The organism is Nostoc sp. UHCC 0252, from assembly GCF_034931145.1.
Taxonomy (GTDB): domain Bacteria; phylum Cyanobacteriota; class Cyanobacteriia; order Cyanobacteriales; family Nostocaceae; genus Nostoc.
This window is the reverse complement of the sequence record NZ_JAYGHE010000041.1, coordinates 47,254-70,867: the sequence shown is the minus strand read 5'-3', so window position 1 is coordinate 70,867 and position 23,614 is coordinate 47,254. Positions and strand designations below refer to the sequence as shown.

Sequence of the window (23,614 nt, the reverse complement as noted above, 5' to 3'; positions counted from 1 at the left end):
GCCGTTCTTGTTTCTCTTGGTTCATAGTCAGCGATCGCACAGTGTTCTTTCCTTCTATATTTTCTCAGAAATGGTAAATCTTCCAAAACTGGATGCTCCCATATCATTTCTCTATAAAGCTGCACCAAACTTTCTCTCCTTTCTTCTCTTTCTCTTTCTTTGTGTCCTTTGCGCCCTTTGCGGTTCGTTTCTCATATAGTTTGGTGCATGTTCACAAATAATTAGGATGAGAAAGGGAAAAAAGTTAATGATTGCTATTAGATGGCGTTGGGTGATACCAATTTAAAAATTTCTTATGTTCATTACTTAATCCTACTACCTGCAATATTTCTGGTAGCATTTTGCGTTTAACGCCTGAAATCATCCCCCTATAAATATATTTAAACGCTTCAAATTTGAGCAACCAACACTAGTCAAAAAGTCTAGTGTCAATTGTTCCAGAAGTCAGACTAATTTACGGTACAAAAAATATCTGAGAAATTTTAACCAGACATTTACCCACCCTTCAACTACCTCGGTTAAGGTCTCTAAACAAGATGGGTAAATAATTTAACCTATAAGCACACAAATTAGCCTTCCTAACTTTTCATCTCAACAGCATTTACAAAACTCACCGCAATTGTGACGATTACGCTAGAATTGTTAAAGGTTCTTTACAGAATTTGCTGATCATCCCCAATTCTGTTAAAACAGCCTAGCATTCAAATGTAAATCTAAAAACCCCCTCTAGAGTTCACCAAAAGCTTCTATGACGCTCCCAATTCGCAACGTCGCCATTATCGCCCACGTTGACCACGGCAAAACCACCCTGGTTGACGCACTCCTCAAACAATCCGGCATTTTCCGCGAAGGCGAAGACGTTCCGGATTGCGTTATGGACTCCAACGCCCTAGAACGGGAACGGGGTATTACTATCTTGTCCAAAAATACGGCGGTTCGCTACAAAGAAACACTAATTAATATTGTTGATACTCCTGGACACGCTGACTTTGGTGGCGAAGTTGAACGCGTACTCGGCATGGTTGACGGATGTCTTCTGATTGTCGATGCCAACGAAGGCCCGATGCCCCAAACACGCTTTGTTCTCAAAAAAGCTTTAGAAAAAGGGCTGCGCCCCATCGTTGTCATCAACAAAATCGACCGTGGTCAAACTGACCCCCACGTTGCTGTTGATAAAGTTTTGGATCTGTTCTTGGAATTAGGGGCAGATGAAGACCAGTGTGATTTTACCTATCTGTTTGCCTCCGGTATGGCGGGTTTTGCTAAGGAAAGCTTAGAAGCAGAATCGGTAGATATGCAACCCCTGTTTAACGCGATTCTGCAACACGTTCCACCACCAGTAGGCGACAGCAAGAAACCTCTGCAATTGCAAGTTACAACCCTAGATTATTCTGAATATCTGGGACGGATTGTAATTGGCAGAATTCACAACGGTACTATCCGCGCAGGGCAACAAGCAGCTTTAGTTACAGAAGATGGCACCATTGTCAAGGGTAAAATTACCAAATTGATGGGCTTTGATGGACTGAAGCGCGTAGAGATGGAAGAAGCAAGCGCAGGTTATATTGTGGCGGTGGCTGGTTTCGCTGATGCTTATATTGGGGAAACGATTACTGACCCCAATGAACCGCAAGCTTTACCACTAATTAAAGTGGATGAACCAACCTTGCAAATGGCCTTCTGGGTGAATGATTCGCCCTTTGCTGGTCAAGAAGGCAAGTTGGTGACATCAAGACAAATACGCGATCGCCTATTCCGCGAACTTGAAACCAACGTGGCTTTGCGTGTCGAAGAAACCGATTCTCCCGATAAATTCCTCGTTTCCGGTCGTGGTGAACTTCACCTGGGTATCTTAATTGAAACCATGCGCCGCGAAGGTTTCGAGTTTCAAGTATCTCAGCCACAGGTAATTTACCGTGAAATCAACGGTCAACCTTGCGAACCTTTTGAACTTTTGGTGTTAGACATTCCTGCTGATGCTGTGGGTAGCTGTATCGAACGCCTGGGACAACGCAAAGGCGAAATGCAAGATATGCAACCAGGTAGTGGCGATCGCACCCAGTTAGAGTTTGTCATTCCCGCCCGTGGATTGATTGGTTTCCGGGGTGAATTCATGCGGATGACTCGTGGCGAAGGCATCATGAACCATAGCTTCTTAGACTACCGTCAAATCAGTGGCGACATTGAAGCTCGTAACAAAGGCGTTTTAATCTCCTTTGAAGAGGGTGTTTCTACCTTCTACGCCATGAGAAATGCCGAAGATAGAGGAGCATTCTTTATTACTCCTGGCACAAAGGTTTACAGAGGCATGATCGTGGGAGAACACAATCGTTCCCAAGATTTGGAATTGAATATCTGTAAGACCAAGCAGTTAACCAACCACCGGGCTGCTGGTGGCGATGAATTGGTGCAACTACAAGCACCGATAGACATGAGTCTAGAGCGTGCTTTGGAATACATCGGCCCCGATGAATTGGTGGAAGTTACACCCCAATCGATTCGTCTGCGGAAGATGTCGAAGAAGTTGGCGAAACGGTAAGTAAAGCAATAACTTAATTGATTTAAAAAGCCCGCAGATGCGGGCTTTTTGATTTTTAGTTACATCTGCCTATCTAATTAGGCTTCGGCTTGCTATGAAAGATTAAGCGATCAGATGTATCTTTGTCATATAATTTAACACCGCCCGTTTGTATAAGTTGTGAAGGATGAACAATAATAGTGCATTAAACATGGCACAAATCTCTCTAGATGTTAAAGTTGCAGAGCAACAAATTGGTGAAGAAGAGTTGCAACCTTTAACGCAAGGATTTCAACTGCAATACACACATCCTCATGGACAGCTTTATCAAGGTAATTCAATTGATTGGCTTGCATCGCTTGATAGTGAAAGCGTTGATTTAGTTTTTGCTGACCCACCTTATAACATTAAGAAAGCAGACTGGGACAACTTTGAGAACCAAGAGAAATATATTGAGTGGTCAATTCAATGGATTAGTCAAGCTTCACGTATCCTAAAGTCAACTGGCTCTTTTTATATTTGTGGTTTTTCCGAAATATTGGCTGATTTAAAACATCCAGCATCAAAATATTTTAAAAATTGTCGTTGGTTAATTTGGCACTATAAAAACAAGGCTAACTTAGGTAGTGATTGGGGACGTTCTCATGAAAGCATCATTCATTTTCGTAAATCTGATGCCGTTAAGCTAAGTATTGACGATGTGCGAATTCCTTATGGGGCACATACATTGAAATATCCATCTCACCCGCAAGCAGAGACAAGCGCCTACGGAAAGGGAGCAATCAAGAAACACAATAACTGGACACCTAATCCAAAAGGTGCGAAGCCCAAGGATGTAATAGAGATTCCTACTACTTGTAACGGGATGGGTGAGACAACACCCCATCCAACTCAAAAGCCAGAAGAATTATTGAGAAAATTTGTTCTTGCATCATCCAAAGAAGGAGATTTGGTCATTGACCCATTTTCAGGTTCAGGAACAACTCTTGTGGTTGCAGAGCAACTTAACCGTCGCTGGATGGGCTGTGATCTAAATATTGAGTACAACTGTTGGGCAACTAGACGATTAGAAAATGTCCGTCGTATGACAAAGGAAGAATGGATAGCCTTTGATCGTAAAAATGCAGAACGAAGAGAGTCTATCCGATGAGTCTACAGGATTTGGTAAATCACGCAGTAGACAAACAACGTTTTCAGACTATTCAAGACTACATTACCTTTTGTAGGAATTATCTACAATTTATAACGAGGGGCTTGCAAGCCAAAATTGTTTCACAAAATGAAAATCATTACCAGTTTTATCAATATCAAAATGATGGTTATTACAACATTACTCGCCCGATAAATACTAACTTAATGTATGATTCAGAAACATTTGATATTGCTTCTAATCAGTTTTTACAAGCTCTTGAGCAGTTGCGAGAGAGGCAGTTACCTGATGACTCATTGAGGCAGGTTGTCATTTCTACCATCTATACAGTTCAGCAAGCTATTGGCGCTGCTCTCGACGCATTACCTTCTGGAAAGTCTAACCAAGCTCGTAAAGTGAATGGGGATCTTTTCGAGCGTCTGATTCGTCTTTTGATTGCATCTCTCAACATAGACTGTGTTTCTGGAACAGTACAAGTTCCAATTAGAGATGAGAACGGCTCAATCTTATTTCATAGTAACTATCAGCATGACTTGTTGATTAGTAAAGACGACGAACTAAAAATCATTGGTTCGGTTAAAACTTCGAGTAAAGACCGTATTGATAAAATTTTTGTTGATAAGTTCTTATACAACAAGCTAACCAGCACTGCTTTGCCTCACATTGCAATTTTCTTGAACGATGTACAGAGAAAAAAAGCAAAGCAGCAAAATCGTTATGGTATTAATGCAACGTTTTTACCAGGGCACTTTAAAGCTTACACCATCAAACTAAATCCACTTGATGGTGTATATTACTGCGATATTCGTCCGAATATGATTACAGATTCATTGCTTTCACAACACATCCAGACCATTGACAATTTATTTTATCGTGATATTTGGCAGTTACTCGGTAGTGATGGGCAGTCTTTGGAAGAAGTTGAAATTGAGGAAGGTGAGAATGAGGAAACCGACTAATAGTAAAGTTTATTGCGATCTAATAATTAGATAGTCAATGGCACAGAAAAAAGGAATTCCATCACTGCACAAGCCAAGCGCTTAAATGTAGATCGTCGTAGACATCGCTAATTAGTAGGCATTCTTACAGAAAGCGATCGCCATTGCTGTACATTTAGTCAAATCTTTGAGTAACAATGAAGAGGACTGAAAAAGGCAATTATCATGACTATTCGTGAAACTGCGATCGCAAAATTGCAGCAACTTTCTGAACCACTCTTGCAAGAAGTGACCGATTTCATTGATTTTGTGATCCACAAACATCAAGTTAAAATTGCTGACACCCAGCCTGATGAAACACTTGTGGAAAAATGGTCACAATGGTTTGAGGCTGTGGATTCCCTAGAGGTATCTCCACCTGAAGCAGTCAGCAACTATCAGCAACTCCTACTCAACAAATATCGGCAACAAGGGCTAGAGCTATGATCCTGTGCGATGCAGGAGTTCTGCTTTGTCTAGTAGATCGCACTCAGCCTCAGCACAATGCTTATAAAATTGCAGTGATGCGTTTGGCAAAGCCTCTCGTCACAACCTGGTCATGCCTGACAGAAGCCATGTATCTTGCCCTGCATCGTGGCGGCTGGCAAATGCAAAAACATTTGGGGCAGCTTCTTTTAGATAAACTGTTGACCATTTACGAGATTCAGGAAAGTGATTACAGCCGTTTGTTGGCGCTGATGGAACAATACCGCGATCGCCCAATGGATTTAGCAGATGCAACGTTGGTTTTGACGGCTGAAAAGACAGGGTATCGTCAAATTCTCACTCTCGATTCTGATTTCTTATTTTATCGAATTGGCCATCAAGACACCTTTGAAATTATTTCAGTCTGAAGCAATGAGTAACCAAATCACGATTTAGATGAGGTTTAGCAATGTTAGTATGTGCCTTTGAATTAACTGTGCGTAGGCGTAGCCCGTCGTAGACATCGCCCTTACGGAAATATCTCTGTTTCATAAAACGTATTGACAACGTAAATACACAGTGTCTATTATGTAAGGTATGGATGTGTATTTCGTGCTTAATGGTGTCACTTTCGTTTGGAACGAAGAAAAAGCTTGGATAAATCCCAGCAATCATGATGGCGTGACATTTCAGCAAGCCACAGAGGCATTTTTCGATCCGTTTTTAGTGGTTGTTGATGCAAGTCGCAATGATGAACAAAGAGATGCTGTTATTGGCTTAGACAGACGGTGGAATCTTCTGTATGTCGTCTACATTGAACGTGAAAACGACATAATTCGGATCATTTCAGCACGCACAACGCAACACGCAAGGAGCGAGAATATTATGAAGGCTGAAGCACTGAAAAAGCGACTCGATAAAAATCGTCCAATGACTACAATCACAATTCGCATTCCCGAAGATGTCATTGAAGATTTGAAAAGAATAGCGCCATTACTGGGATTTTCTGGCTATCAGCCGTTAATGCGTGCCTATATTGGGCAAGGGCTAAGAGTTGATCTAGAACGACTAGAGGATGATACTATCTCAGCACTGATTGCTAGCTTGAAGCGTCACGGTGTTAGCGATGAGGTTATCCATGAAGCCCTCAGTGAAGTTACTCAAAAATAGTGCAATTGCGATCGCCCTTGCTGTACATTTAGTCAAATCTTTGAGTAAAAATGAAGAGGACTGAAAAAGGCAATTATCATGACTATTCGTGAAACTGCGTAGGCGTAGCCCGTCGTAGACATCGCTTTTGGTGCTGCTTTTATTTCACAAAAATTAGATAATACTGATATTTTTAAGGTAAATAATTTTCATCTAATAATTGTACAAGAGTGTAAGGGCACTTTTCTAGAAAAATATTTAAATCGGTTTTAATTTTCACAAACTCAACCGCGCTTTGATAAATATTCTCTAAATCATCCTGTAACTTGTTTGTTAAATTCGTTGTTAAATGATTATTTAAGTCATATCTAAAGGTTTTAATTTCTCCAATCCAATGACGATAGTTTCTTTCATATTCAACCTGCCAATATTGGAGTAATAATATATGAATAATAATTTGCCTTAAAAAACTTTTGACTTTAGCTAAATCTCTTTTACCCAAACTTATTAATTCCTCAATTAAGTTTTCTAAATCAAGGTGGCTAAACTGTTTTTGTTTTAATAATTCAATAGTTTGTTCTAACCATAAATTCTCATCGGCTTCATAGAGTTGTTTTAAGTTGGTAGTAATTGTCATATTTTTACCTTCTACCTACATTCCATAATTTAATCATATACAATTATGAATTTCTAGATGCAAACGACCAAAATCCAGATAAATTGTATGGTACTTGTTCCAACAACTGACCCGCTTCCGCTTGTAAGCAAATCATGAAAAATATTGGGTTGACGCAAGAACAAATTACAGTTCCAGAAAGCACGACTCTAGAAGAATTCTTAAAACTTCCATACATTGAAGAGTCACCAGCTTGGGAATATATTAACGGAGAGGTAATTCAGAAACCTATGGGAGGGGCTAAACACAGTTTATTGCAAAAACGTTTAGTTGCAGTAATTGATGCGTTGGGCAGTAACTACGAAGCCTTTCCTGAATTACGCTGTACCTGCGGTAATCGTTCAGTAGTTCCTGATGTGGTTGTGATCTCTACCAATCAAATACCACTGGATGAAAACGGTGAAATTATTAGCATCGGGATTGATTTTGCACCCGCTTGGGTCATCGAAATTCTTTCCCCTGCTCAAAGTCAAACGAAAGTAACTGGCAATATTTTACACTGTTTGAGAAATGGCAGTCAGCTAGGATGGTTGATTGATCCAAGTGAACGCTGTATTTTAGTTTATCAGCCTAATTCTTTACCAGATTTGTTAGCAGGACAAGATATATTACCAGTGTTAAAAGATTTGAATCTAACGCTCTCTGTTAATGAAGTCTTTGCTTGGTTACAGCGTAAAATTTGACTTACTGTGTTTCCCGAATAAACCCTAACTGAACGAAAAAGTAGAGTGAGTTTTTTGACTTAAAATGGTGAATAATCTGAATAGAGGTTTTCTATGAGCATCAGTCTCACACCTGATCAAGAAGGCTTTATTCAAACCAAGCTTCAGTCTGGGAAATATCGCTCCGCAGAAGAAGCCCTTGAAATTGCCTTACGGTTACTTGATGAATACGATCGCGCCAATACTGAATGGGTCGAGGATTTGCAAGAAAAAATTGATGCGGCGATTTTAGCTTCAGACAAAACGCCTCCTATTGATGGAGAGACATTCGTAAACCAAGTTATAAAGCGGTTTTGATAAGGACATCAGACGCAACCCCTGAAACACTGTGAATTTGGGGTGGTGTTGGGTTAAAAAAGAAACATGAAAATCATCAAACCCATCACTAATTGGTTAGAAACCCGTGCCAGTGCCCCTGCATACGGCGGTTGGGTGCTAGCATTAACCGCTATTTGTTTTTTTGGCGCAGGTATCAATACGATGGCTGGTTGGCTATACGCCATTAGCGGCATCAGTTTTGCCCTTTTGGGTGTAGCAGCCATCTTACCGCCGCGATCGCTCACAGGTCTATCCATCACTCGCCGTCCCATGCAACCTGTGTCAGCAGGCGACGATCTAACGGTGGAATTAGAAATCTGCAATCAGACACAGCAGCCTGTAAGTTTATTGCAAGTCGAGGATATTTTGCCCTTCGTCTTAGGGAAACCAGTACAAAAGGCAATCGAAACAATTCCTAGCCAAGGTAGTTACCGTTGGGTATATTACCACCCGATTCAGCGCCGGGGTGTTTATCGCTGGCACACAGTCGAACTTGGTTCTGGTGCGCCTTTAGGATTATTTTGGTGTCGCCGTCAGCGTGATTGTGCTGCCACTGCGATCGTCTATCCTACAGTATTACCCTTAGCTACCTGCCCTTTAGTAGACGAAATGGGGCAAGAAGAGAGCAAAAGGGGCGATCCTCGTGGTAGACCATTGCAGACAGCGACAACGGGGCTGGTGCGATCGCTCCGTCCATATCGTCTAGGAGATCCCACACGTCTGATTCACTGGCGGACTAGTGCCCGCTATGGGGAATTAAGGGTGCGGGAGTTAGAGATGGTGACAGGTGGACAAGAAATAGTTATTGCCCTTGACAGTACTAGCGATTGGGAAGAAGAAAACTTTGAACAAGCAGTAATCGCCGCAGCTTCGCTGTACTTTTATGCACATCAACAGCAATTACAGGTACAACTATGGACAGCATCAACAGATTTGATTAAAGGCGATCGCTTTGTCCTAGAAACTTTAGCAGCAACCGCAGCCCAAGAAGATGGCAATTCAGCAGTTCCTAAAAGTTATCCCTTGATTTGGCTGACTCAAAACTCCCTGAGCCTTGCTACTCTTCCTCAAGGTAGTCGCTGGGTTTTGTGGCCAAATATTTCTTCAGCAGCAGAACAAGAGATAATCAATCAGGATCATCCTGGTATTTTTGTGCAAAGCGATCGCGCACTACAACCCCAGCTACAAAAAACATTAAATTCGTATTGATTAATACCTTCGGCAAAAAAACACATCATAGAAGGGCTATACAAACAAAGCCTAGCTTTACAGAGGTAAACTTTGTTTGTGTAGCCACGACTTCTACTTGTTTGGGCAAAGTGCAAGGCTTGAGTTAACTTTGCTTTAACTGTTTACGTCTTAATACTGAACCAGCGCTTACAGTAATTATTGACAGTATCGCTGGTAGCAATGTAGGTTCGGGAACAGATGTAACTTTTTCATTAAAGGTAAAGTTATCTAGCGCAAACTGTGTCCCACTACCACCTGTCTGTACAAGATAGTCTGGCTGAACTCCACCAAATGACGTGAACCTTAATTCATCAATACCAAAATAATCAAAATTTACTAAAGTTGGCTGTGTCGTATCTACAACCACAGTCTTTGAATACAGGGTTGCGCCGCTCTTAAAACCTTCTACAGTAATCGACAAACCATTATTCCAAGCAGCTGTGAGGTAAGCACTGTTGAAGTCAAAAATACCATCACTTACTAGGGCAGGATCTCCAAACCCGTTGAAAGCCACGTAGTCTCCTGACACTCTACCATTGTCATAGCCTGTAAGCGAGATAGCATTCGAGCCATTGTTGTAGTAAAAATTATCCCAATTAAATCCACCGTAACCATTAGGAATTTGATCAAAATCTGAAATAGGTGCTATGTCATCAAATGTTAAAACGGCTGCTTGTGCTACTGCTCCTATATTCAAAACAATTACTGTTGCTGCGATCGCAGTAGTCGATAATTTTTTCGCAAAAGTTGAAATATTCATGTGTTAGTAGTTGTAACTCTGATAAGTTTGTGCTTTTTTATCACCCTTTTCAGAATATACACTAAGCCACAAAAAGCAAGTGTTATTACTTAGTTATTTCATAAAGTCTCATAAAGTTATGATGAAAAGAATTCAGCACTAATATATAAATAAACAAAGCTTGACACACGGATCGCCCTTGGCATCTCCCCTTAGCCCGGATTTCTCACCACACCTCTAATGGAGGAGTAATGAGTAGTGAGTAAGGAGTAATGAGTAATGAGTAGTGAGTAAGGAGTAATGAGTAATGAGTAAAATTATTAACTTATTACTTATTACTCATTACTTATTACTTATACGCAAAGCAGCTTGTGAGAAATGCGGGTTAGACGCGTCAAAGTATCGTTTGTAGATGAGAGAGAATAAATCAACCTCTTGACTTTTAAAGTCTGCCTTAAGATTGAACTTGAATTTTTATTAGAGTGTTCCAAAAAATAAATGATCCAAAACCCGTCATTGCGAAGTGATCGCAAGGGCTGGGATTGCTATCTCTACGAGACGCTCCGCGAACGCTTCGCTCGCAATGACAATTGAGCATTTTTCTACTTGGAGTACTCTTAGCTTAGAAGTTAAGCTTTTGCTATTTCCTAGATTTTGCCGATCCCAGCACACCAGACATATCAGCCTTTAAGCAAAGGTAAAACAATCAGGGCGGGTAAGGTTGGGGAAATCCACCCAGTAATCCTATAGTGCGACTGAGGTACAATGCAAAGAAATATTTAAATTATGAGCGACATGATCACATCAGAACATAACACAAAATCCAGCGATAAAAGCCTGGAGGCAATGCGGCATTTTTCCGAACAATACGCCAAGCGGACTGGAACATACTTCTGTTCTGAACCTTCTGTTACGGCAGTTGTGATTGAAGGACTAGCCAAACATAAAGATGATCTAGGTGCGCCTTTATGTCCCTGTCGCCATTACGAAGACAAAGAGGCTGAAGTCCATGCCACGTATTGGAACTGTCCTTGTGTGCCCATGAGAGAACGCAAAGAGTGCCATTGCATGTTATTCCTCACCCCTGACAACGAATTTGCTGGAGAGCAACAAGAAATCTCTCTTGAGACAATCAAAGAAGTCCGAGACAGTATGGGATGAGCGAAACCATCCCCCAAGAGTTTTGGCAAGGCGTAGAACAGTTCAATTCTGGTCAGTTCTACGCCTGTCATGACACTTTAGAGGCTTTGTGGATTGAAGCCAGTGAACCAGAAAAAACCTTTTATCAAGGCATTCTCCAAATTTCTGTAGCGCTATATCATTTGGAGAATCGGAACTGGCGAGGTGCAGTTATTCTACTGGGAGAAGGGGGCAATCGTCTACGGCGTTACCCATCTAGTTACGGCGGCGTTGATGTAGATGAGCTATTGAGTCAAAGTGCAGCATTGTTGACGACATTACAACAAATAGGGCCAGATAAGATTACATCTGGCGATCTGGGTGAAAATCAAGTGCTATTTTTGCCTAAAATTGTGCTGTCTACTGATTAGACATTTGGTAAATTAATTATGCGTTGTCCGAAATTCTGGGTAGGCACAATTCATAAATTGTGCCTACGTCATTTTCATTCAGATGCCAATTACCTGAAACCTTGAGGTTAGGGGTAGCGTCACTATTTCAGCCAGTAGTTCTCGGAAACCACTCCAGATTGTATATTTCATAATCTGGATAAAGTACTTGAGATAATTAAAATGCAAGCTGAAATCCCGAATCCCTAATTTTTATGATGCCCTGCTATCAATTGCCCATGTCACAATTCCGTCGCTTTGGATTAGCTTTAATGCTGCCAGTTGCACTCTTGGGCACTTTTGCCTTCCCTACTCAACTGCAAACTGTTACTGCTCAAACAGCTACAGACAATCGTCCACTGACTATCCGCGCTGATGTGCAAGAATATGATGCCAAAAATCAAGTAATCACCGCTCGCGGTAACGTGCAAATGTTGTATCCTTCTCGTCAGCTTCAGGCAACATCTGCCCAAGCACAGTACTTTAGTAAGGAACGCCGAATTGATTTCAGTGGCAACGTCTATATTTTGCAACAGGGTGGTAACAGTATCCGGGCAGAGAAGGTAACGTATTTAATTGATGAAGGCCGATTTGTTGCTTTACCTCAATCTAACCGTCAGGTAGAGTCTATCTACATGATTGAGGAATCAAATAATGCAGCACCTGCCCCACCTGTCCCACAGACACCACCTTTGAAGCCTTCTAATTAGCATTTACCACCAAGAAAGGGTGCTGACAGCGTGAAAATTGTTTTAGAGAATATTCACAAATCTTACGGCAAGCGAGTAATCGTCAATCGTGTTAATCTTTCTGTTGGTCAGGGCGAAATAGTTGGTTTACTAGGCCCCAACGGGGCTGGTAAAACGACAACTTTTTACATTGCCACCGGTTTAGAAAAACCCAATCAAGGAAAAGTTTGGTTGGGTAATCTGGACGTTACGAGTATGCCAATGCACCAAAGGGCGCGATTGGGTATTGGCTATTTAGCACAAGAACCAAGTGTTTTCCGGCAACTCTCGGTACAGGATAATATTCTGTTGGTGCTGGAGCAAACGAAAGTGCCCCGACGGGAATGGTCAAGACGACTCACGACTTTACTTCGGGAGTTTCGCTTGGAAAAATTAGCCAATAGCAAAGGAATTCAACTTTCTGGTGGTGAGCGACGGCGGACGGAATTAGCAAGGTCTTTAGCTGCTGGAGTAGAAGGGCCAAAATTTTTACTTTTGGATGAACCATTTGCGGGAGTCGATCCGATCGCAGTTTCAGAAATTCAGCACATTGTCGCACAACTGCGCGATCGCGGCATGGGAATCTTAATTACAGATCATAATGTCCGCGAAACCCTCGCCATCACTGACCGTGCCTACATCATGCGCGAAGGACAAATTCTTGCTTTTGGCGGCGCTGACGAACTCTACAGCAATCCCCTCGTGCGGCAATATTATTTAGGAGATAATTTTCAAGTCTAAATTCGCAATTATTTAGTTAATAATTTTTCAAAGGCTATTTTTATATTTAATTTTAATTATCAATTAATTAATTTATTTGATTCTGCGTTCTCAGCCATTGAAAATTAAACTTTGATCCTAAATACAGCAGTTTGCAATTAAGTGAGGTACGGAACTTAGACTTCAACACAAAACATGAAGACTATTTTACTTCTACTCCCTGCCCCCGGTCACTGAGCGTAGCCGAAGTGCTGCCCCTGCCTCCTGTATCCTACCTCCTCCAGGGTTGCCAATTTTAACTTGCTTATGATCTCAAAGAACTTCCCCTCTTTCTACAACCTATATTCGCTGCTACCTTTTACGATCATGGATCGTTACCTTACCAGCGAATTGATAGCGCCATTTTTATTTGGTGTCGGAGCTTTTTCATCACTTGGTGTCACCATTGATGCTGTATTTGATCTAGTCAGAAAAATCGTAGAATCTGGGCTACCGATAGACATTGCCATTCAGGTTTTTTTGCTAAAGTTTCCCAACTTTATTGTTCTAGCCTTTCCCATGTCTACGCTGCTGGCTACTTTGATGACCTACAGCCGTCTTTCTAGCGAGAGCGAACTAATTGCCCTGCGTGGTTGTGGGGTCAGCGTCTATCGCATAGTGTTAACTGCTGTGATGTTGAGTCTTGTGGTTACAGGAATGACATTCGTGTTTAACGAACAAATTGCACCAGCAGCAAATTACCAAGCGGGGATAACTCTGGATAAAGCCCTCAAATCAGACAAGCCAATTTTAAAACAGCAAAATATTTTCTATCCTGAATACCAGGATGTTACTCAGCCGGATGGCTCTAAGAATAGGATATTGACACGCTTGTTTTACGCTGACCAGTTTGATGGTAAACGGATGACAGGTTTGACGATTATAGACCGTTCAACAAAAAATCTGAATCAAATTGTAGTATCAGAATCTGCTCAGTGGAATCCTTCTCAAAATATCTGGGATTTTTACAACGGTACAATCTATTTTGTTGCTGCCGATCGCTCCTACCGCAACATCGTCAGATTTGAACACCAACAACTGCAACTACCACGTACACCATTAAGTCTGGCAGAAAAAAGCCGAGACTATGGCGAGATGAATATTGTTGAAGCATTAGATCAACTAGAAGTAGAATATCTTGGTGGCGATCGCCAAAAAATTCGTAAACTCCAAGTGCGGATTCAACAAAAAATCTCCTTACCCTTTGTATGTGTAGTTTTTGGCTTAGTTGGTGCAGCGATGGGAAGCATACCCCAGAGAACTGGAAGAGGCACTAGCTTTGGGATTAGCGTTGTAGTTATATTTTCCTACTACTTAATTTTCTTCATTAGTGGTGCGATCGCACAAACAGGTGCCCTCTCTCCCTTCGTGGGCGCTTGGTTGCCCAACTTTCTTTTTTTAGGAATAGGTTTATTCCTCTTGATACGAGTTGCCAAACGCTAAAGGGGATAATTTTTCTGAGGGAATTGGGAATTGGGCATGGATCAATAGTTCTTCCCCTGCTCCCTGCCCCCTGCCCCCTGCTCCCTGCTCCCTGCTCCCTGCTCCCTGCTCCCTGCTCCCTGCTCCCTGCCCCCTGCTCCCTCCCCCCTGCCCCCTTGCTTCTTCCCCATTCCCCATTCCTACTTGAAATTTCGGCATTCCGGTGCATTCGGGTTTTCCTTACAGTATTCTTCAAAAGAGACTTTGGCTGATACCATCCCCTCAGCTTTCTGATGAGCAGCTTCTGCCTGGAGTTCTTCTACCTCATCCCAGGCGGCTGCACAGGCTTTAGAGTAAGCACCTTGTTCGGTGCAAATAGCGCGAGACTGTTCAATTGCTTTTTGAATTCTCTCCTCTAGCAGTAGCGCTTTTGGGGCTTCTACAAAGTCGCTTTTGGTCAAAATGTCGGTAATTGAGATGATGCCTAACAGCTTGCCTTGAATCACAGGTGCGCGATGAATACCAGTGTTAGCGAATAACCGCGCTACATATTCCACACCCAAATCAGGATTTACGACTATGCAGGGCTTGCTCATGATCTCGTAAACCCGCACTTGATTTGGATCTTTACCGTAGGCTGTTACTTTATAGACAATATCCGTTTCTGTGACAATACCATAAGCATCATTTTCATGGCGGATATCTACAACTAGCGCCCGCAATTTTTTTTCCTTCATCAGCCCCACTGCTTCAGCAACAGTCGCCGAACCGCGAATGGTAACTACGTTTTTGGTCATGATCTCTTCAGCTTTCATCATTGCTGTAGTCTCCTGGTAAATAGTAGGGTGCGGCACAGCGCCCTCAGAGGCGTATGTATCGAAGCATTGCAGTTGCACCAGGCGACTAGAAGTCGCGGCTACACGAGACTTTACCTGCCTTTACAGGTTGAAAAGCCTGGGTTTTGCTTAGTCCGCGCAGGCGGTCACTGAGCCTGTCGAAGTGCGGACTTAGTTTGTATAGCCGCGATTTCTAATCGCTAGGACTAGGTGCAAGATGTGAAGAACTTTTGTCCAGCTACAACAATAAACTTAGAGCAACTGTCAACTCGTGATGTTATCCAATGTGACCAATACCCAAAAACTAACCATAAATTGCTATGAAGAAGAATTCAGAATTCAGGATTCAGAAGTCAGAATCAAGATGCGACGCTCGTTCCTCTCTACGAGACGCTGCGCGAACGCTAACGCGGACTAGCTAACTTTCTAGAAAATCTTGCTAAAGCACTCTAGTCGCTAAAAAGTAAATTTTTGACTACTACATCTCTATTGGTAATGACTAATAACTGATAGAAAAGTTAGGATGAAATCACTATCAAAGTTTAGTTGAGATATTTCCTGTTAAGGAAAGTAAAAGCGTTAAACATCAAAATCTTCAAATTCCGTCAAATTTCCCCCGATTCCGAGTAAACTTCACTGACGAATCCCATGTCAAATCGTGATTATCCTCCCGCCTACTTACGCTATCTCAAAGCCAGATTATTGAATCTAGGACGACCCAGTTTTTGGGGAACTGCAATTTTTCTATCTGTAGTAGGGCTAGTAACTTGGGAATACTGGTCAAATCCAGATATTTTCGTTTATAAGCAAAAAAACCAAGTTGCTTCCCAAACGCCTGCTGATTCTTCGCTTTCAGAAGAAAACAGAGCGATCGCAGCAGATATTGATAACCTACCAGTTTTGTTTAATGACTTTGAGCAGGCAAGTCTTTCACTAACGGCAAATACCCCCAATGAAAAAGCAAAGGATACTGAGGGTAAAAGCTTCTTAGAGGATGCAATTAATAAACAAAAGTCTGCTAGTGATGCTAAATCAAATCCGGCTTTAGGTGTTAATGTTAACACCTCCCCAATTCTGAAAAATCCTTTTGTTGTACAAACAGAAAATTTATTGCGGACTGGGGCGGTTGATAACAATAATCAGTTTCTTGGCTTCAAAACCTTAAATGCGCCGTCTGAATCGACAGGCGAGGAACAAACATCTTCTAGTCTGGGAACTGGATTCACCAATCAAACTAACAAGAATCAAAATTCTGTCTCCATCAACCCTCTGCAAGCAGCACTCAACCAATCGACAAATCAGAAGCTATCTAACTTCAACGGTAGTGCAACTGTGCCAAATGCTCTAGGCCAAGTTTCTGACTCAGGAACAACGTTAATACCGCCTATCAACAGCTTAACCAGTCAGAATTCTTTACCAGTTAATGGTTTAACTCCGGGAACGGGCTATACGTCAACCGGTACAAACTTGCAGCAAAACCCCTCTAATTATCCCCCTAATAATTTAAATAACGGTCAGTTATTGCCTAATAGTGGGTTAAATACCAGTACAGGTTATACCTCAACGGGTACGAACTTACTGCAAAATCCCTACAATAATTTAAATAACGGTCAGATATTGCCTAATGTAGCACCAGTAGCGCCCCCAGTCACCTCTGCTGCACCGAGTAATACTTCACCTTACTCTAGCCAGATTCCCAATCAAGGCGTTGTCACCCCCATAAATGTGAATTATGGCTTGCAGCAGCCGATGCAACCACCACAATCTAATTATGGGAATTATGGCTTGCAGCAGCCGACGCAACCATCACAGTCTAATTATGTGCAGCAGCAACCAACACAGTCTAATTCCTTATATCTTCGCCAGCTTCGAGACAAGTATAGAAATCCTGGTCAAAACTGATTGTCAGCAAGTCGCTTAATTGGATAAATTCTAACTAAGGTGATTGGGGGCTATTTGGGATAATCGGAACTTCTGGTGTTTCGGGTTGTTGCTGTTGTCGTTGTAAATATTGACTTAATACATAAGCCATATCTCCACGGGTAACGGGTTTTAATGGAGAAATATTGCCTTGAGCATCTGTATTGAGAAATCCCTCAGTAGCTACTGTAGCGATCGCTTTTCTAGCCCAAGTTGGGATAGACTTTTCATCTGGATATGAAGCCAGAATTTCATTCACAGCCTCATCAGGAAACTGAAATACACCATAAGCTTGAGCAAAAATAGCCAGAGCCTCCGCCTTTGTCACCCTTTGATTAGGGAAAAATTTATTGTCCCGATAGCCCTTCATGATGTCAGTCTTTAAGACTATCTGTACATCATTAAACGCCCAATAAGAACGAGGAACATCTGGAACCACTAAATTTTCCCTACTCACAGCTTGTCTTTGATCGAGCCGAAAAGCTTTTACCATAATTGAGGCTAATTCGGCCCGACTCACTAACCTTTCTGGATAAAACTTGCCATCAGAAAAGTTTGTCATCCATTTAGCAGCAATTACTTGTTGAATGGAATCAGATGGGATTCCAGAAGTAGTTTCTGCCCCTTGAGCAAATGCTGGCGAATTTTGTAGCAGTGCCACCAAAGATAGAAGAATTGAAAGCTGACGCATCACCATAACCACTTTTAGCTACTAATGGGAATTTCAAAAACTACGTTACTGAGGTTAACGCAAAACCTGGTCTTAGGGACTTTTAGTAAAAAAATATCCCATCTTTGTCGTAAGGGTACATAGCTAGCTGTGTACCCTTACGGGAAATCTATACAGCGTATTTCAGGTAAATAAAGTCTAATCGTAGGGGCAATTCATGAATTGCCCCTACGATTATTTGTAACTCACCAAGTTACAATCTGCTGTATTTCTCAAGATTTTAGGCAGTTTAAATTTATTTCAAATAGATAGTCTTGAAGGCTGAGTGGGAAAGATAATACTCAGTTGCTCAGGACTTTTGCTATTTCCAGGGGACAAGGTAAAATTTCCTCCCTCATCTCCCACTGCTTCCTTTCCCCATTACGGGGTGATACTACCAGAAAATAAAATTGCATGGAACTGAAAAATCACTGGTTTACTGTAAATAAAGTGGTTTTACCACGACTACTACAGTGGGTGAATCTCCGGCCAGAGGAGAGCGAACGAACTCAAATAATGTTCATTTTTTACACAATCGTATGTGTAGGATTGCGGTGGGCAGAAGACAGTACAGTGGCGCTGTTTTTGGATGAATATGGAACTCATTTGCTGCCGTGGATGTATATTGCTAGCGCCGTTATGAGCGCAGGACTGGTTTTTTTATACTCTTGGCTGCAAAGGATTTTTCCCTTGCGTCGGGTGATTGTGGCGATCGCACCTTGTATGTTGATGCCATTAATTTTATTAATTGTATTACGTTGGGGATCTAATATTTCCTACCTGGTTGTTATTTCGGCCTTTCTGCTACGGCTATGGGTAGATGCCCTTTATGTAGTCAATGACCTCAACATCTCGATTGTTGCTAACCAGATATTTAACATTCGAGAGATTAAGCGCACTTACCCACTGGTAAGTAGTGGTCTATTGGTAGCAGATGTAATTAGTGGCTTTAGTTTGCCTTGGCTAGTGCAATACATCTCGCTAAATAAGATCATCTTTCTCGCCTGTCTAGTGATTTTATTAGGATCGGGGATTTTATGGTATTTAACTCATCATTATCGAGCGGCTTTTCCTGAAACGCCGCAAAGATTAGTTCCTGAAGAACAAGCCTCACGAGAGCGTTTTATTAAAAGTCCTTTGAAGCGATATGTTTGGCAATTATTTGCTTTTGTTGGTCTATTGCAAGTCATTGGGTTATTAATAGATTTTCAATATCTGCGCGAACTCAAATCCAATATGAGCGACCGAGAACTCGCCAGTTTCTTGGGTCTTTTTGGTGGGATGTTGGGATTGTGTGAGTTGTTATTGCAGTGGTTTATTTCCAGCCGACTTATTGAACGGATGGGGGTATTTTTCACAGCGACACTTTTACCAATCACCGTAGGCTTTTCATTACCCGCAGTGCTGGTATTTTTCCATTTAATTCCAGCGATACAATCCCAAAGCTTTTTCTGGGGTCTGATAATTGTCAAATTCTGCGATGAACTTCTGCGCTACACCTTTGTGATGAGTAGCGGCCCCATCCTGTACCAACCGATTCCAGAGGCAATTCGCAGCCGGATGCAGACTTTATCAGGAGGAACCGCCGAAGCGATCGCTACAGGTTTGACAGGAGCGCTAATTTTTGCAACTCTATTGTTTTGTGGGCAATTTGTACCCGCACCCCTGCAAAAGTGGGTGTTAGTAGCTGAAACAATGCTGATAGCTGGCACTTGTTTAACAGTAGTTTGGGAATTGCGATCGCGCTACGTTGAACTGTTAGTCTTGAGTGTGGCACGAGGCCACTTGAGTGCAAGCAATGTCGGCTTACGATTTTTCAAGCAAGGTGTAGTCAAAGCCTTGGAAGAAAAAGGCAGCGAGGCAGATAAACGCTCTTGCATTGAACTTTTAGCTCAAATTGATTCCCAAGGTGCTACGGAAGTTTTAGCACCCTTATTAGTCAAGTTAACCCCAGATTTGCAACGCCAAAGTTTGGAAGTGATGCTGACAGCCGGTGCAAATCCCGCTTACCTATCCGCCATCCGTCCTTTATTAGAACAATCCCAAGAAACTAATCCCGAAGTTTTTGCCCTAGCGCTGCGCTACGTTTGGCTAGCTGAACCAAATCCCAATTTAAGTATTTTAGAAGAATATCTGAACCCCCGGCAAAACTCACTCATCCGCGCTACCGCCGCCGCTTTAGTCTTACGCCAGGGAACACCCATGCAAAAGGTAGCAGCTACCCAAACCATGCGCCGGATGTTGACTCATAAAAAAGAACGAGAACGGGTGAATGGAGTTAGAGCGCTGAGAGAAGCAGTTTATTTGCAGGCGTTACGGATTCACATCCCAAATTTATTACAAGATGAGTCATTACGGGTGCGCTGTGCTGTATTGGAAATGATTTCAGCAACCCATTTAGAAGAGTACTATTCGGCGCTGATTGCAGCACTTTATTACAAATCAACCCGCACTACAGCAATGTCAGCCTTAGTGCGACTGGAAAATGAAGCTATAGAAATGCTATTACGGTTAGCTACCAATATTTATAAACCAGAAGTAGTGCGAATGTATGCTTGGCGTACTATTGCTCAAATTGCCACTCAGGAAGCATTAGAGGCTCTATGGGGAAACTTAGAGACATCTTGGGGTATAACTAGGGATCATATTCTTCGTAGCTTACTAAAAATACATAAACAACCAGGAATTAAAGGTTTAGTAGATCGGTTTTATGAAAGTCGAGTAGAAAATTTAATAGAGCAGGAATTAAAGTTTTTAGGCGAGATTTATGCCGCATATACTGACTTGAAAACATTAGATGAAAAAGAAAATTATCAATCACGGCAGAGGGTTGTGGTTGTCTCTGAGTTACTGCAACGCGCCCTTTTAGAATTGGAATTAGATGTCAAAGAGCGGCTGCTGCTGTTACTGAAGCTGCTTTACTCGCCAGAAAAGATGCAAGCAGCAGCATTTAATCTGCGATCGCTCTCAGTGGTAAACTTAGCGCGGGGGCTAGAAATACTGGAGCATACCATCACTTTGCCTTCAAAGTCTCTGTTGCTGAATATTTTAGATAACCGACCGCAGTCAGAAAAATTGCAATATCTTGTAGAAGCTAAGATCGTAACTTATGAGAATATGGTAGTTAGCGATCGCCTCCACAGATTGCTGATGTTGGGTAACTTTCTTTCTGATTGGTGTCTAGCTTGCTGTTTCCATTTCGCTCAAGTCACTCGCATCAAATTGACAAGTTCCGAAATTTTAGTAAGTTTGCGTCATCCAACAGGTTTTGTTAGAGAAGCTGCGATCGCATACTTGAATATGGTTTCGCATCGCGTTCTTTTGCAAATCCTTCCCCAGTTACAAAAAGATCCACATCCTTTGGTGGCCGCTCAAGTTAAAGAGTTGCTCGAAAAATACCAATTCAATCGCTACGAATAAACCTAACTGCTTACAGTGCTATAGGAATCAGGTTTGATTTCTAAAAATATTCGTAGGATGTGTTAGCGACAGCGTAACGCATCAAACCCTTGATAATAGTAATAGTGCGTTACGAACTCCGTTCTAACACACTCTACAATACCTAATTTCGTTCAAAAATCAAATAGTAATCCTATATCACTTTGTGGTCACATTTGTTTGTAAAACTGTAGACACAATCACCAGTAAAAGCTTTACAGGCTCATCAAAGCTTTTGGGAGGCAAACAAAATGGCTTCTGGACAACTTCAGCACGCTATTGGTATATTTAGCGATCGCCAAATTGCACTACAGGCGCTCGACGAACTCAGAAGTATTGGCTTTCCGATGCATGAGATTTCTGTAATCACTAAAAAACCCAAGCTCAATGAGCAACTAGACAGTTCCGACACGAGTGAAAGTACTATCGCTCCTGCTGAAGGTGCTAAGGCGGGTGGATTAGCAGGCGCTAGGGCAGGAGGTTTACTTACCTTGGTTGCGGGTTTTGGTATTTTGCTTATTCCTGGTTTTGGCCCAGCGCTAGCAGCTGAGTCTGTTTTAGCCACCCTTTTAGGAAGTGGAGCTAGTGCAGCAGCTGGCGGTCTTATTGGCGCACTGCGGGGTTGGTTCCTTCCTGAAGAAGCCGCCCAACTTTATAATGACCGAGCATTTCAAGGCGATTATTTAGTGACGGTAGAAAGTACAGAAGACAATATCCGTCAAGCCGAACCAATTCTGAAGCGTTTTGGTATTCAGGAATGGCGTATTTTTGATACTCCCAGAACTTGAACGCATATCTCTACTTTCCTAACTTGTAAAGTGGAATAGGAAGATCAAAAAAAGTAAAAAGAGCAAGCAGCTATGTACGTACTAATAGGTGGAGCCGGCTTAGTGGGCTTAAGTTTGGCACAAAAACTAGTAGAGCTAGGACATACTGTTGCCGTAATTGACATTGATCCTATCGCTTGCCGCTACGCCCGCGAACAAGTAGGAGCAATGGCTTTTGAAGGCAGTGCTGTGAGTACAGAAGTATTGTTAGAAGCTGGGATTCGCAAAGCCGGTTCCTTGGCAGCTGTCTTAAGAAGTGATGCTTTAAATTTGGCAATGGTAACTCTTGCTAAACACTACGGTGTCACCCATATTTTAAGTCGGATGCGCCACCCCGATTTTGCCGAACCACTGCGGATAGCTGGAGCCAATCATATCATCAGCACTGTTGAATTATCAGTTTCAACAATGGTGAATGCCATTGAGTATCCCCAAGTAGAATCAATGATGCATTTTGAGCAAGGACAGATTGAGGTTCTGAAACTTGCCATCCCAAACAATTGCTATGTTGCTGGGCGTAGCGTTGCTGAAATCGCTCAGGATGCCCGTTTTCCTAGTGGTTCGCTAATTATTGGTTATCAATCCCATCCCCACGAAGATTTGATGATTCCTAACGGCAGTACAATACTGGAACCTCATTCAACAGTCTTGATTGTGACTAAACCAGGATCTTTACATCAAGTTATTGATTTTATTGAACAAAGATGTTGAGCGCAATGCCTACCGAAATTCTTTATTAGGTGGGATTAGCTACACAGGTATAAAAAATGGGTGTAAATAGTTTTGATGAAGCCGTATCCATATATTTTAGCGATCGCTGTTATTTTTCTTGCATCTTGTCAATCAACAAATAAATCACAACCCAACACCACTCAAGCAACCCCAGTTCAAAAAATAGTAACGCTAGATAAGAATTTTAAGATAGCAAGCGGTCAAACTGTTTATGTTCCTGTCTATTCACATATCTATCATCACAATCGCCAAGAGATTTTCGAGTTAGCGGTGACACTCAGTATTCGGAATACAGATTTGACCAATCCGATCATTATTACTTCTGTGCGCTACTACAACTCAGAAGGAAAATTAATTAAACAGTATTTGGAGCGTCCTATTCAAATTGATGCCCTAGCTTCTACAGATTTTTTTATAAATAGAAATGATACCAGTGGAGGTTTAGGCGCAAACTTTATTGTCGAGTGGGTAGCTCAAACAGAAATATCCGAACCTATAGTAGAGGCAGTGATGATTGGTACTGACTTTCAGCAAGGAATTTCTTTTATCAGTCCTGGTAGAGTAATTAAAAGTCAAAATAACAATAAGCGATCGCCTTTAAAATAGGAATCTTAAAAAGCTAATTTATCATTTCCTCTGTCCCATCCTCTGCATAGGAATGCATTCATGGAGTCTCTGACTCAATCTTTAGCTGGAGACAACAGATCCTAATCAGCCAAAACTCAGAGGTTCATCGACGAAGCTAAAAGGTTCATCGACGAAGCTAAAAA

Annotated in this window: 23 protein-coding genes and 1 pseudogene; 20 read left to right on the top strand and 4 right to left on the bottom strand. The window is 41.9% G+C overall.

Annotation, left to right across the window (positions count from 1 at the left end; genetic code table 11):
• Positions 1 to 748 precede the first annotated feature (748 nt).
• From typA to VB732_RS21410, 7 genes and pseudogenes are all read left to right on the top strand, one after another.
• A complete protein-coding gene (gene typA / locus VB732_RS21440) occupies positions 749 to 2,539 on the top strand; it encodes a translational GTPase TypA (protein WP_323232915.1) in 1,791 nt (596 codons plus the stop codon).
• Positions 2,540 to 2,705: 166 nt separating this feature from the next.
• Positions 2,706 to 3,668, top strand: a complete 963-nt coding sequence (locus tag VB732_RS21435) for a site-specific DNA-methyltransferase (protein ID WP_323232914.1) — start codon at positions 2,706 to 2,708, stop codon at positions 3,666 to 3,668.
• Positions 3,665 to 4,627 (top strand): hypothetical protein, encoded by a 963-nt coding sequence (locus VB732_RS21430; RefSeq protein ID WP_323232913.1) that lies wholly within the window; start codon positions 3,665 to 3,667, stop codon positions 4,625 to 4,627. Before VB732_RS21435 ends, VB732_RS21430 begins: the two co-directional genes overlap by 4 nt.
• 204 nt (positions 4,628 to 4,831) lie before the next feature.
• Positions 4,832 to 5,092 carry a hypothetical protein gene (locus VB732_RS21425; RefSeq protein ID WP_323232912.1) on the top strand — a complete coding sequence of 87 codons (261 nt, stop codon included), beginning with the start codon at positions 4,832 to 4,834 and terminating at the stop codon, positions 5,090 to 5,092.
• Positions 5,089 to 5,499, top strand: a complete 411-nt coding sequence (locus tag VB732_RS21420; protein ID WP_323232911.1) for a type II toxin-antitoxin system VapC family toxin — start codon at positions 5,089 to 5,091, stop codon at positions 5,497 to 5,499. The genes VB732_RS21425 and VB732_RS21420 overlap by 4 nt, the downstream gene beginning before the upstream one ends.
• 169 nt (positions 5,500 to 5,668) lie before the next feature.
• Positions 5,669 to 5,872: pseudogene (locus VB732_RS21415) on the top strand (BrnT family toxin); the annotation flags it as partial.
• A gap of 84 nt (positions 5,873 to 5,956) precedes the next feature.
• Positions 5,957 to 6,241: a hypothetical protein gene (locus VB732_RS21410; RefSeq protein ID WP_012407730.1), complete on the top strand. Its 285-nt coding sequence runs from the start codon at positions 5,957 to 5,959 to the stop codon at positions 6,239 to 6,241.
• Between the two features lie 172 nt (positions 6,242 to 6,413).
• Here VB732_RS21410 and VB732_RS21405 read toward each other — a convergent pair whose 3' ends face one another.
• Positions 6,414 to 6,857 carry a DUF29 domain-containing protein gene (locus tag VB732_RS21405; RefSeq protein WP_323232910.1) on the bottom strand — a complete coding sequence of 148 codons (444 nt, stop codon included), beginning with the start codon at positions 6,855 to 6,857 and terminating at the stop codon, positions 6,414 to 6,416.
• 134 nt (positions 6,858 to 6,991) lie between these two features.
• On the opposite strand from VB732_RS21405, the gene VB732_RS21400 reads away from it, so the two are divergent.
• The 3 genes from VB732_RS21400 to VB732_RS21390 all read left to right on the top strand — a co-directional run bounded on the left by VB732_RS21400 (position 6,992) and on the right by VB732_RS21390 (position 9,145).
• A complete protein-coding gene (locus VB732_RS21400) occupies positions 6,992 to 7,579 on the top strand; it encodes a Uma2 family endonuclease (RefSeq protein ID WP_323232909.1) in 588 nt (195 codons plus the stop codon).
• A gap of 93 nt (positions 7,580 to 7,672) precedes the next feature.
• Positions 7,673 to 7,915, top strand: coding sequence for a ribbon-helix-helix domain-containing protein (locus VB732_RS21395; protein ID WP_323232908.1), 243 nt, complete (start codon positions 7,673 to 7,675; stop codon positions 7,913 to 7,915).
• A gap of 66 nt (positions 7,916 to 7,981) precedes the next feature.
• Positions 7,982 to 9,145: a DUF58 domain-containing protein gene (locus VB732_RS21390; RefSeq protein WP_323232907.1), complete on the top strand. Its 1,164-nt coding sequence runs from the start codon at positions 7,982 to 7,984 to the stop codon at positions 9,143 to 9,145.
• A 124-nt stretch (positions 9,146 to 9,269) separates the two neighbouring features.
• Here the strand turns inward: VB732_RS21390 and VB732_RS21385 are convergent, their stop codons facing one another.
• Entirely contained in the window at positions 9,270 to 9,926 is a 657-nt protein-coding gene (locus VB732_RS21385) for a PEP-CTERM sorting domain-containing protein (protein WP_323232906.1), read from the bottom strand.
• Positions 9,927 to 10,700: 774 nt separating this feature from the next.
• Here VB732_RS21385 and VB732_RS21380 point away from each other — a divergent pair.
• The 5 genes from VB732_RS21380 to VB732_RS21360 all read left to right on the top strand — a co-directional run bounded on the left by VB732_RS21380 (position 10,701) and on the right by VB732_RS21360 (position 14,403).
• The gene (locus tag VB732_RS21380; protein ID WP_118171502.1) at positions 10,701 to 11,066 is read left to right on the top strand and encodes a ferredoxin thioredoxin reductase catalytic beta subunit; all 366 of its coding nucleotides are present in this window, start codon (positions 10,701 to 10,703) and stop codon (positions 11,064 to 11,066) included.
• Positions 11,063 to 11,455: a DUF309 domain-containing protein gene (locus VB732_RS21375; protein WP_323232905.1), complete on the top strand. Its 393-nt coding sequence runs from the start codon at positions 11,063 to 11,065 to the stop codon at positions 11,453 to 11,455. Before VB732_RS21380 ends, VB732_RS21375 begins: the two co-directional genes overlap by 4 nt.
• Positions 11,456 to 11,688: 233 nt before the next feature.
• A complete protein-coding gene (locus tag VB732_RS21370) occupies positions 11,689 to 12,183 on the top strand; it encodes an LptA/OstA family protein (protein WP_323232904.1) in 495 nt (164 codons plus the stop codon).
• Between the two features lie 30 nt (positions 12,184 to 12,213).
• Complete coding sequence (gene lptB / locus VB732_RS21365; protein ID WP_323232903.1) at positions 12,214 to 12,942, top strand: LPS export ABC transporter ATP-binding protein; 729 nt, start codon at positions 12,214 to 12,216, stop codon at positions 12,940 to 12,942.
• Positions 12,943 to 13,287: 345 nt separating this feature from the next.
• Positions 13,288 to 14,403: an LptF/LptG family permease gene (locus VB732_RS21360; RefSeq protein WP_323232902.1), complete on the top strand. Its 1,116-nt coding sequence runs from the start codon at positions 13,288 to 13,290 to the stop codon at positions 14,401 to 14,403.
• A gap of 179 nt (positions 14,404 to 14,582) precedes the next feature.
• On the opposite strand, the gene VB732_RS21355 is transcribed toward VB732_RS21360, so the two are convergent.
• Entirely contained in the window at positions 14,583 to 15,200 is a 618-nt protein-coding gene (locus tag VB732_RS21355) for a CBS domain-containing protein (RefSeq protein WP_323232901.1), read from the bottom strand.
• A gap of 666 nt (positions 15,201 to 15,866) precedes the next feature.
• Here VB732_RS21355 and VB732_RS21350 point away from each other — a divergent pair.
• The gene (locus VB732_RS21350; protein WP_323232900.1) at positions 15,867 to 17,120 is read left to right on the top strand and encodes a hypothetical protein; all 1,254 of its coding nucleotides are present in this window, start codon (positions 15,867 to 15,869) and stop codon (positions 17,118 to 17,120) included.
• 34 nt (positions 17,121 to 17,154) lie between these two features.
• Here VB732_RS21350 and VB732_RS21345 read toward each other — a convergent pair whose 3' ends face one another.
• Positions 17,155 to 17,835 carry an S-layer homology domain-containing protein gene (locus VB732_RS21345; RefSeq protein WP_416235765.1) on the bottom strand — a complete coding sequence of 227 codons (681 nt, stop codon included), beginning with the start codon at positions 17,833 to 17,835 and terminating at the stop codon, positions 17,155 to 17,157.
• Between the two features lie 426 nt (positions 17,836 to 18,261).
• Between VB732_RS21345 and VB732_RS21340 the strand changes: the two genes are divergently transcribed.
• The 4 genes from VB732_RS21340 to VB732_RS21325 all read left to right on the top strand — a co-directional run bounded on the left by VB732_RS21340 (position 18,262) and on the right by VB732_RS21325 (position 23,450).
• On the top strand, positions 18,262 to 21,267 hold the full coding sequence (locus VB732_RS21340) for an MFS transporter (RefSeq protein WP_323232898.1): 3,006 nt from the start codon (positions 18,262 to 18,264) through the stop codon (positions 21,265 to 21,267).
• A gap of 269 nt (positions 21,268 to 21,536) precedes the next feature.
• Positions 21,537 to 22,073 carry a hypothetical protein gene (locus tag VB732_RS21335; RefSeq protein WP_323232897.1) on the top strand — a complete coding sequence of 179 codons (537 nt, stop codon included), beginning with the start codon at positions 21,537 to 21,539 and terminating at the stop codon, positions 22,071 to 22,073.
• A 72-nt stretch (positions 22,074 to 22,145) separates the two neighbouring features.
• Entirely contained in the window at positions 22,146 to 22,823 is a 678-nt protein-coding gene (locus VB732_RS21330; RefSeq protein WP_114084009.1) for a potassium channel family protein, read from the top strand.
• A 75-nt stretch (positions 22,824 to 22,898) separates the two neighbouring features.
• On the top strand, positions 22,899 to 23,450 hold the full coding sequence (locus VB732_RS21325; protein WP_323232896.1) for a DUF3124 domain-containing protein: 552 nt from the start codon (positions 22,899 to 22,901) through the stop codon (positions 23,448 to 23,450).
• The last annotated feature ends 164 nt before the right edge of the window (positions 23,451 to 23,614 follow it).

Excerpts from the sequence above, each read along its gene's own strand:
- typA (WP_323232915.1), top strand. The coding sequence starts at position 749 with ATGACGCTCCCAATTCGCAACGTCGCCATTATCGCCCACGTTGACCAC.
- VB732_RS21435 (WP_323232914.1), top strand. The coding sequence starts at position 2,706 with ATGAACAATAATAGTGCATTAAACATGGCACAAATCTCTCTAGATGTT.
- VB732_RS21430 (WP_323232913.1), top strand. The coding sequence starts at position 3,665 with ATGAGTCTACAGGATTTGGTAAATCACGCAGTAGACAAACAACGTTTT.
- VB732_RS21425 (WP_323232912.1), top strand. The coding sequence starts at position 4,832 with ATGACTATTCGTGAAACTGCGATCGCAAAATTGCAGCAACTTTCTGAA.
- VB732_RS21420 (WP_323232911.1), top strand. The coding sequence starts at position 5,089 with ATGATCCTGTGCGATGCAGGAGTTCTGCTTTGTCTAGTAGATCGCACT.
- VB732_RS21410 (WP_012407730.1), top strand. The coding sequence starts at position 5,957 with ATGAAGGCTGAAGCACTGAAAAAGCGACTCGATAAAAATCGTCCAATG.
- VB732_RS21405 (WP_323232910.1), bottom strand. The coding sequence starts at position 6,857 with ATGACAATTACTACCAACTTAAAACAACTCTATGAAGCCGATGAGAAT.
- VB732_RS21400 (WP_323232909.1), top strand. The coding sequence starts at position 6,992 with ATGAAAAATATTGGGTTGACGCAAGAACAAATTACAGTTCCAGAAAGC.
- VB732_RS21395 (WP_323232908.1), top strand. The coding sequence starts at position 7,673 with ATGAGCATCAGTCTCACACCTGATCAAGAAGGCTTTATTCAAACCAAG.
- VB732_RS21390 (WP_323232907.1), top strand. The coding sequence starts at position 7,982 with ATGAAAATCATCAAACCCATCACTAATTGGTTAGAAACCCGTGCCAGT.
- VB732_RS21385 (WP_323232906.1), bottom strand. The coding sequence starts at position 9,926 with ATGAATATTTCAACTTTTGCGAAAAAATTATCGACTACTGCGATCGCA.
- VB732_RS21380 (WP_118171502.1), top strand. The coding sequence starts at position 10,701 with ATGATCACATCAGAACATAACACAAAATCCAGCGATAAAAGCCTGGAG.
- VB732_RS21375 (WP_323232905.1), top strand. The coding sequence starts at position 11,063 with ATGAGCGAAACCATCCCCCAAGAGTTTTGGCAAGGCGTAGAACAGTTC.
- VB732_RS21370 (WP_323232904.1), top strand. The coding sequence starts at position 11,689 with ATGATGCCCTGCTATCAATTGCCCATGTCACAATTCCGTCGCTTTGGA.
- VB732_RS21360 (WP_323232902.1), top strand. The coding sequence starts at position 13,288 with ATGGATCGTTACCTTACCAGCGAATTGATAGCGCCATTTTTATTTGGT.
- VB732_RS21355 (WP_323232901.1), bottom strand. The coding sequence starts at position 15,200 with ATGATGAAAGCTGAAGAGATCATGACCAAAAACGTAGTTACCATTCGC.
- VB732_RS21350 (WP_323232900.1), top strand. The coding sequence starts at position 15,867 with ATGTCAAATCGTGATTATCCTCCCGCCTACTTACGCTATCTCAAAGCC.
- VB732_RS21345 (WP_416235765.1), bottom strand. The coding sequence starts at position 17,835 with ATGGTGATGCGTCAGCTTTCAATTCTTCTATCTTTGGTGGCACTGCTA.
- VB732_RS21340 (WP_323232898.1), top strand. The coding sequence starts at position 18,262 with ATGGAACTGAAAAATCACTGGTTTACTGTAAATAAAGTGGTTTTACCA.
- VB732_RS21335 (WP_323232897.1), top strand. The coding sequence starts at position 21,537 with ATGGCTTCTGGACAACTTCAGCACGCTATTGGTATATTTAGCGATCGC.
- VB732_RS21330 (WP_114084009.1), top strand. The coding sequence starts at position 22,146 with ATGTACGTACTAATAGGTGGAGCCGGCTTAGTGGGCTTAAGTTTGGCA.
- VB732_RS21325 (WP_323232896.1), top strand. The coding sequence starts at position 22,899 with ATGAAGCCGTATCCATATATTTTAGCGATCGCTGTTATTTTTCTTGCA.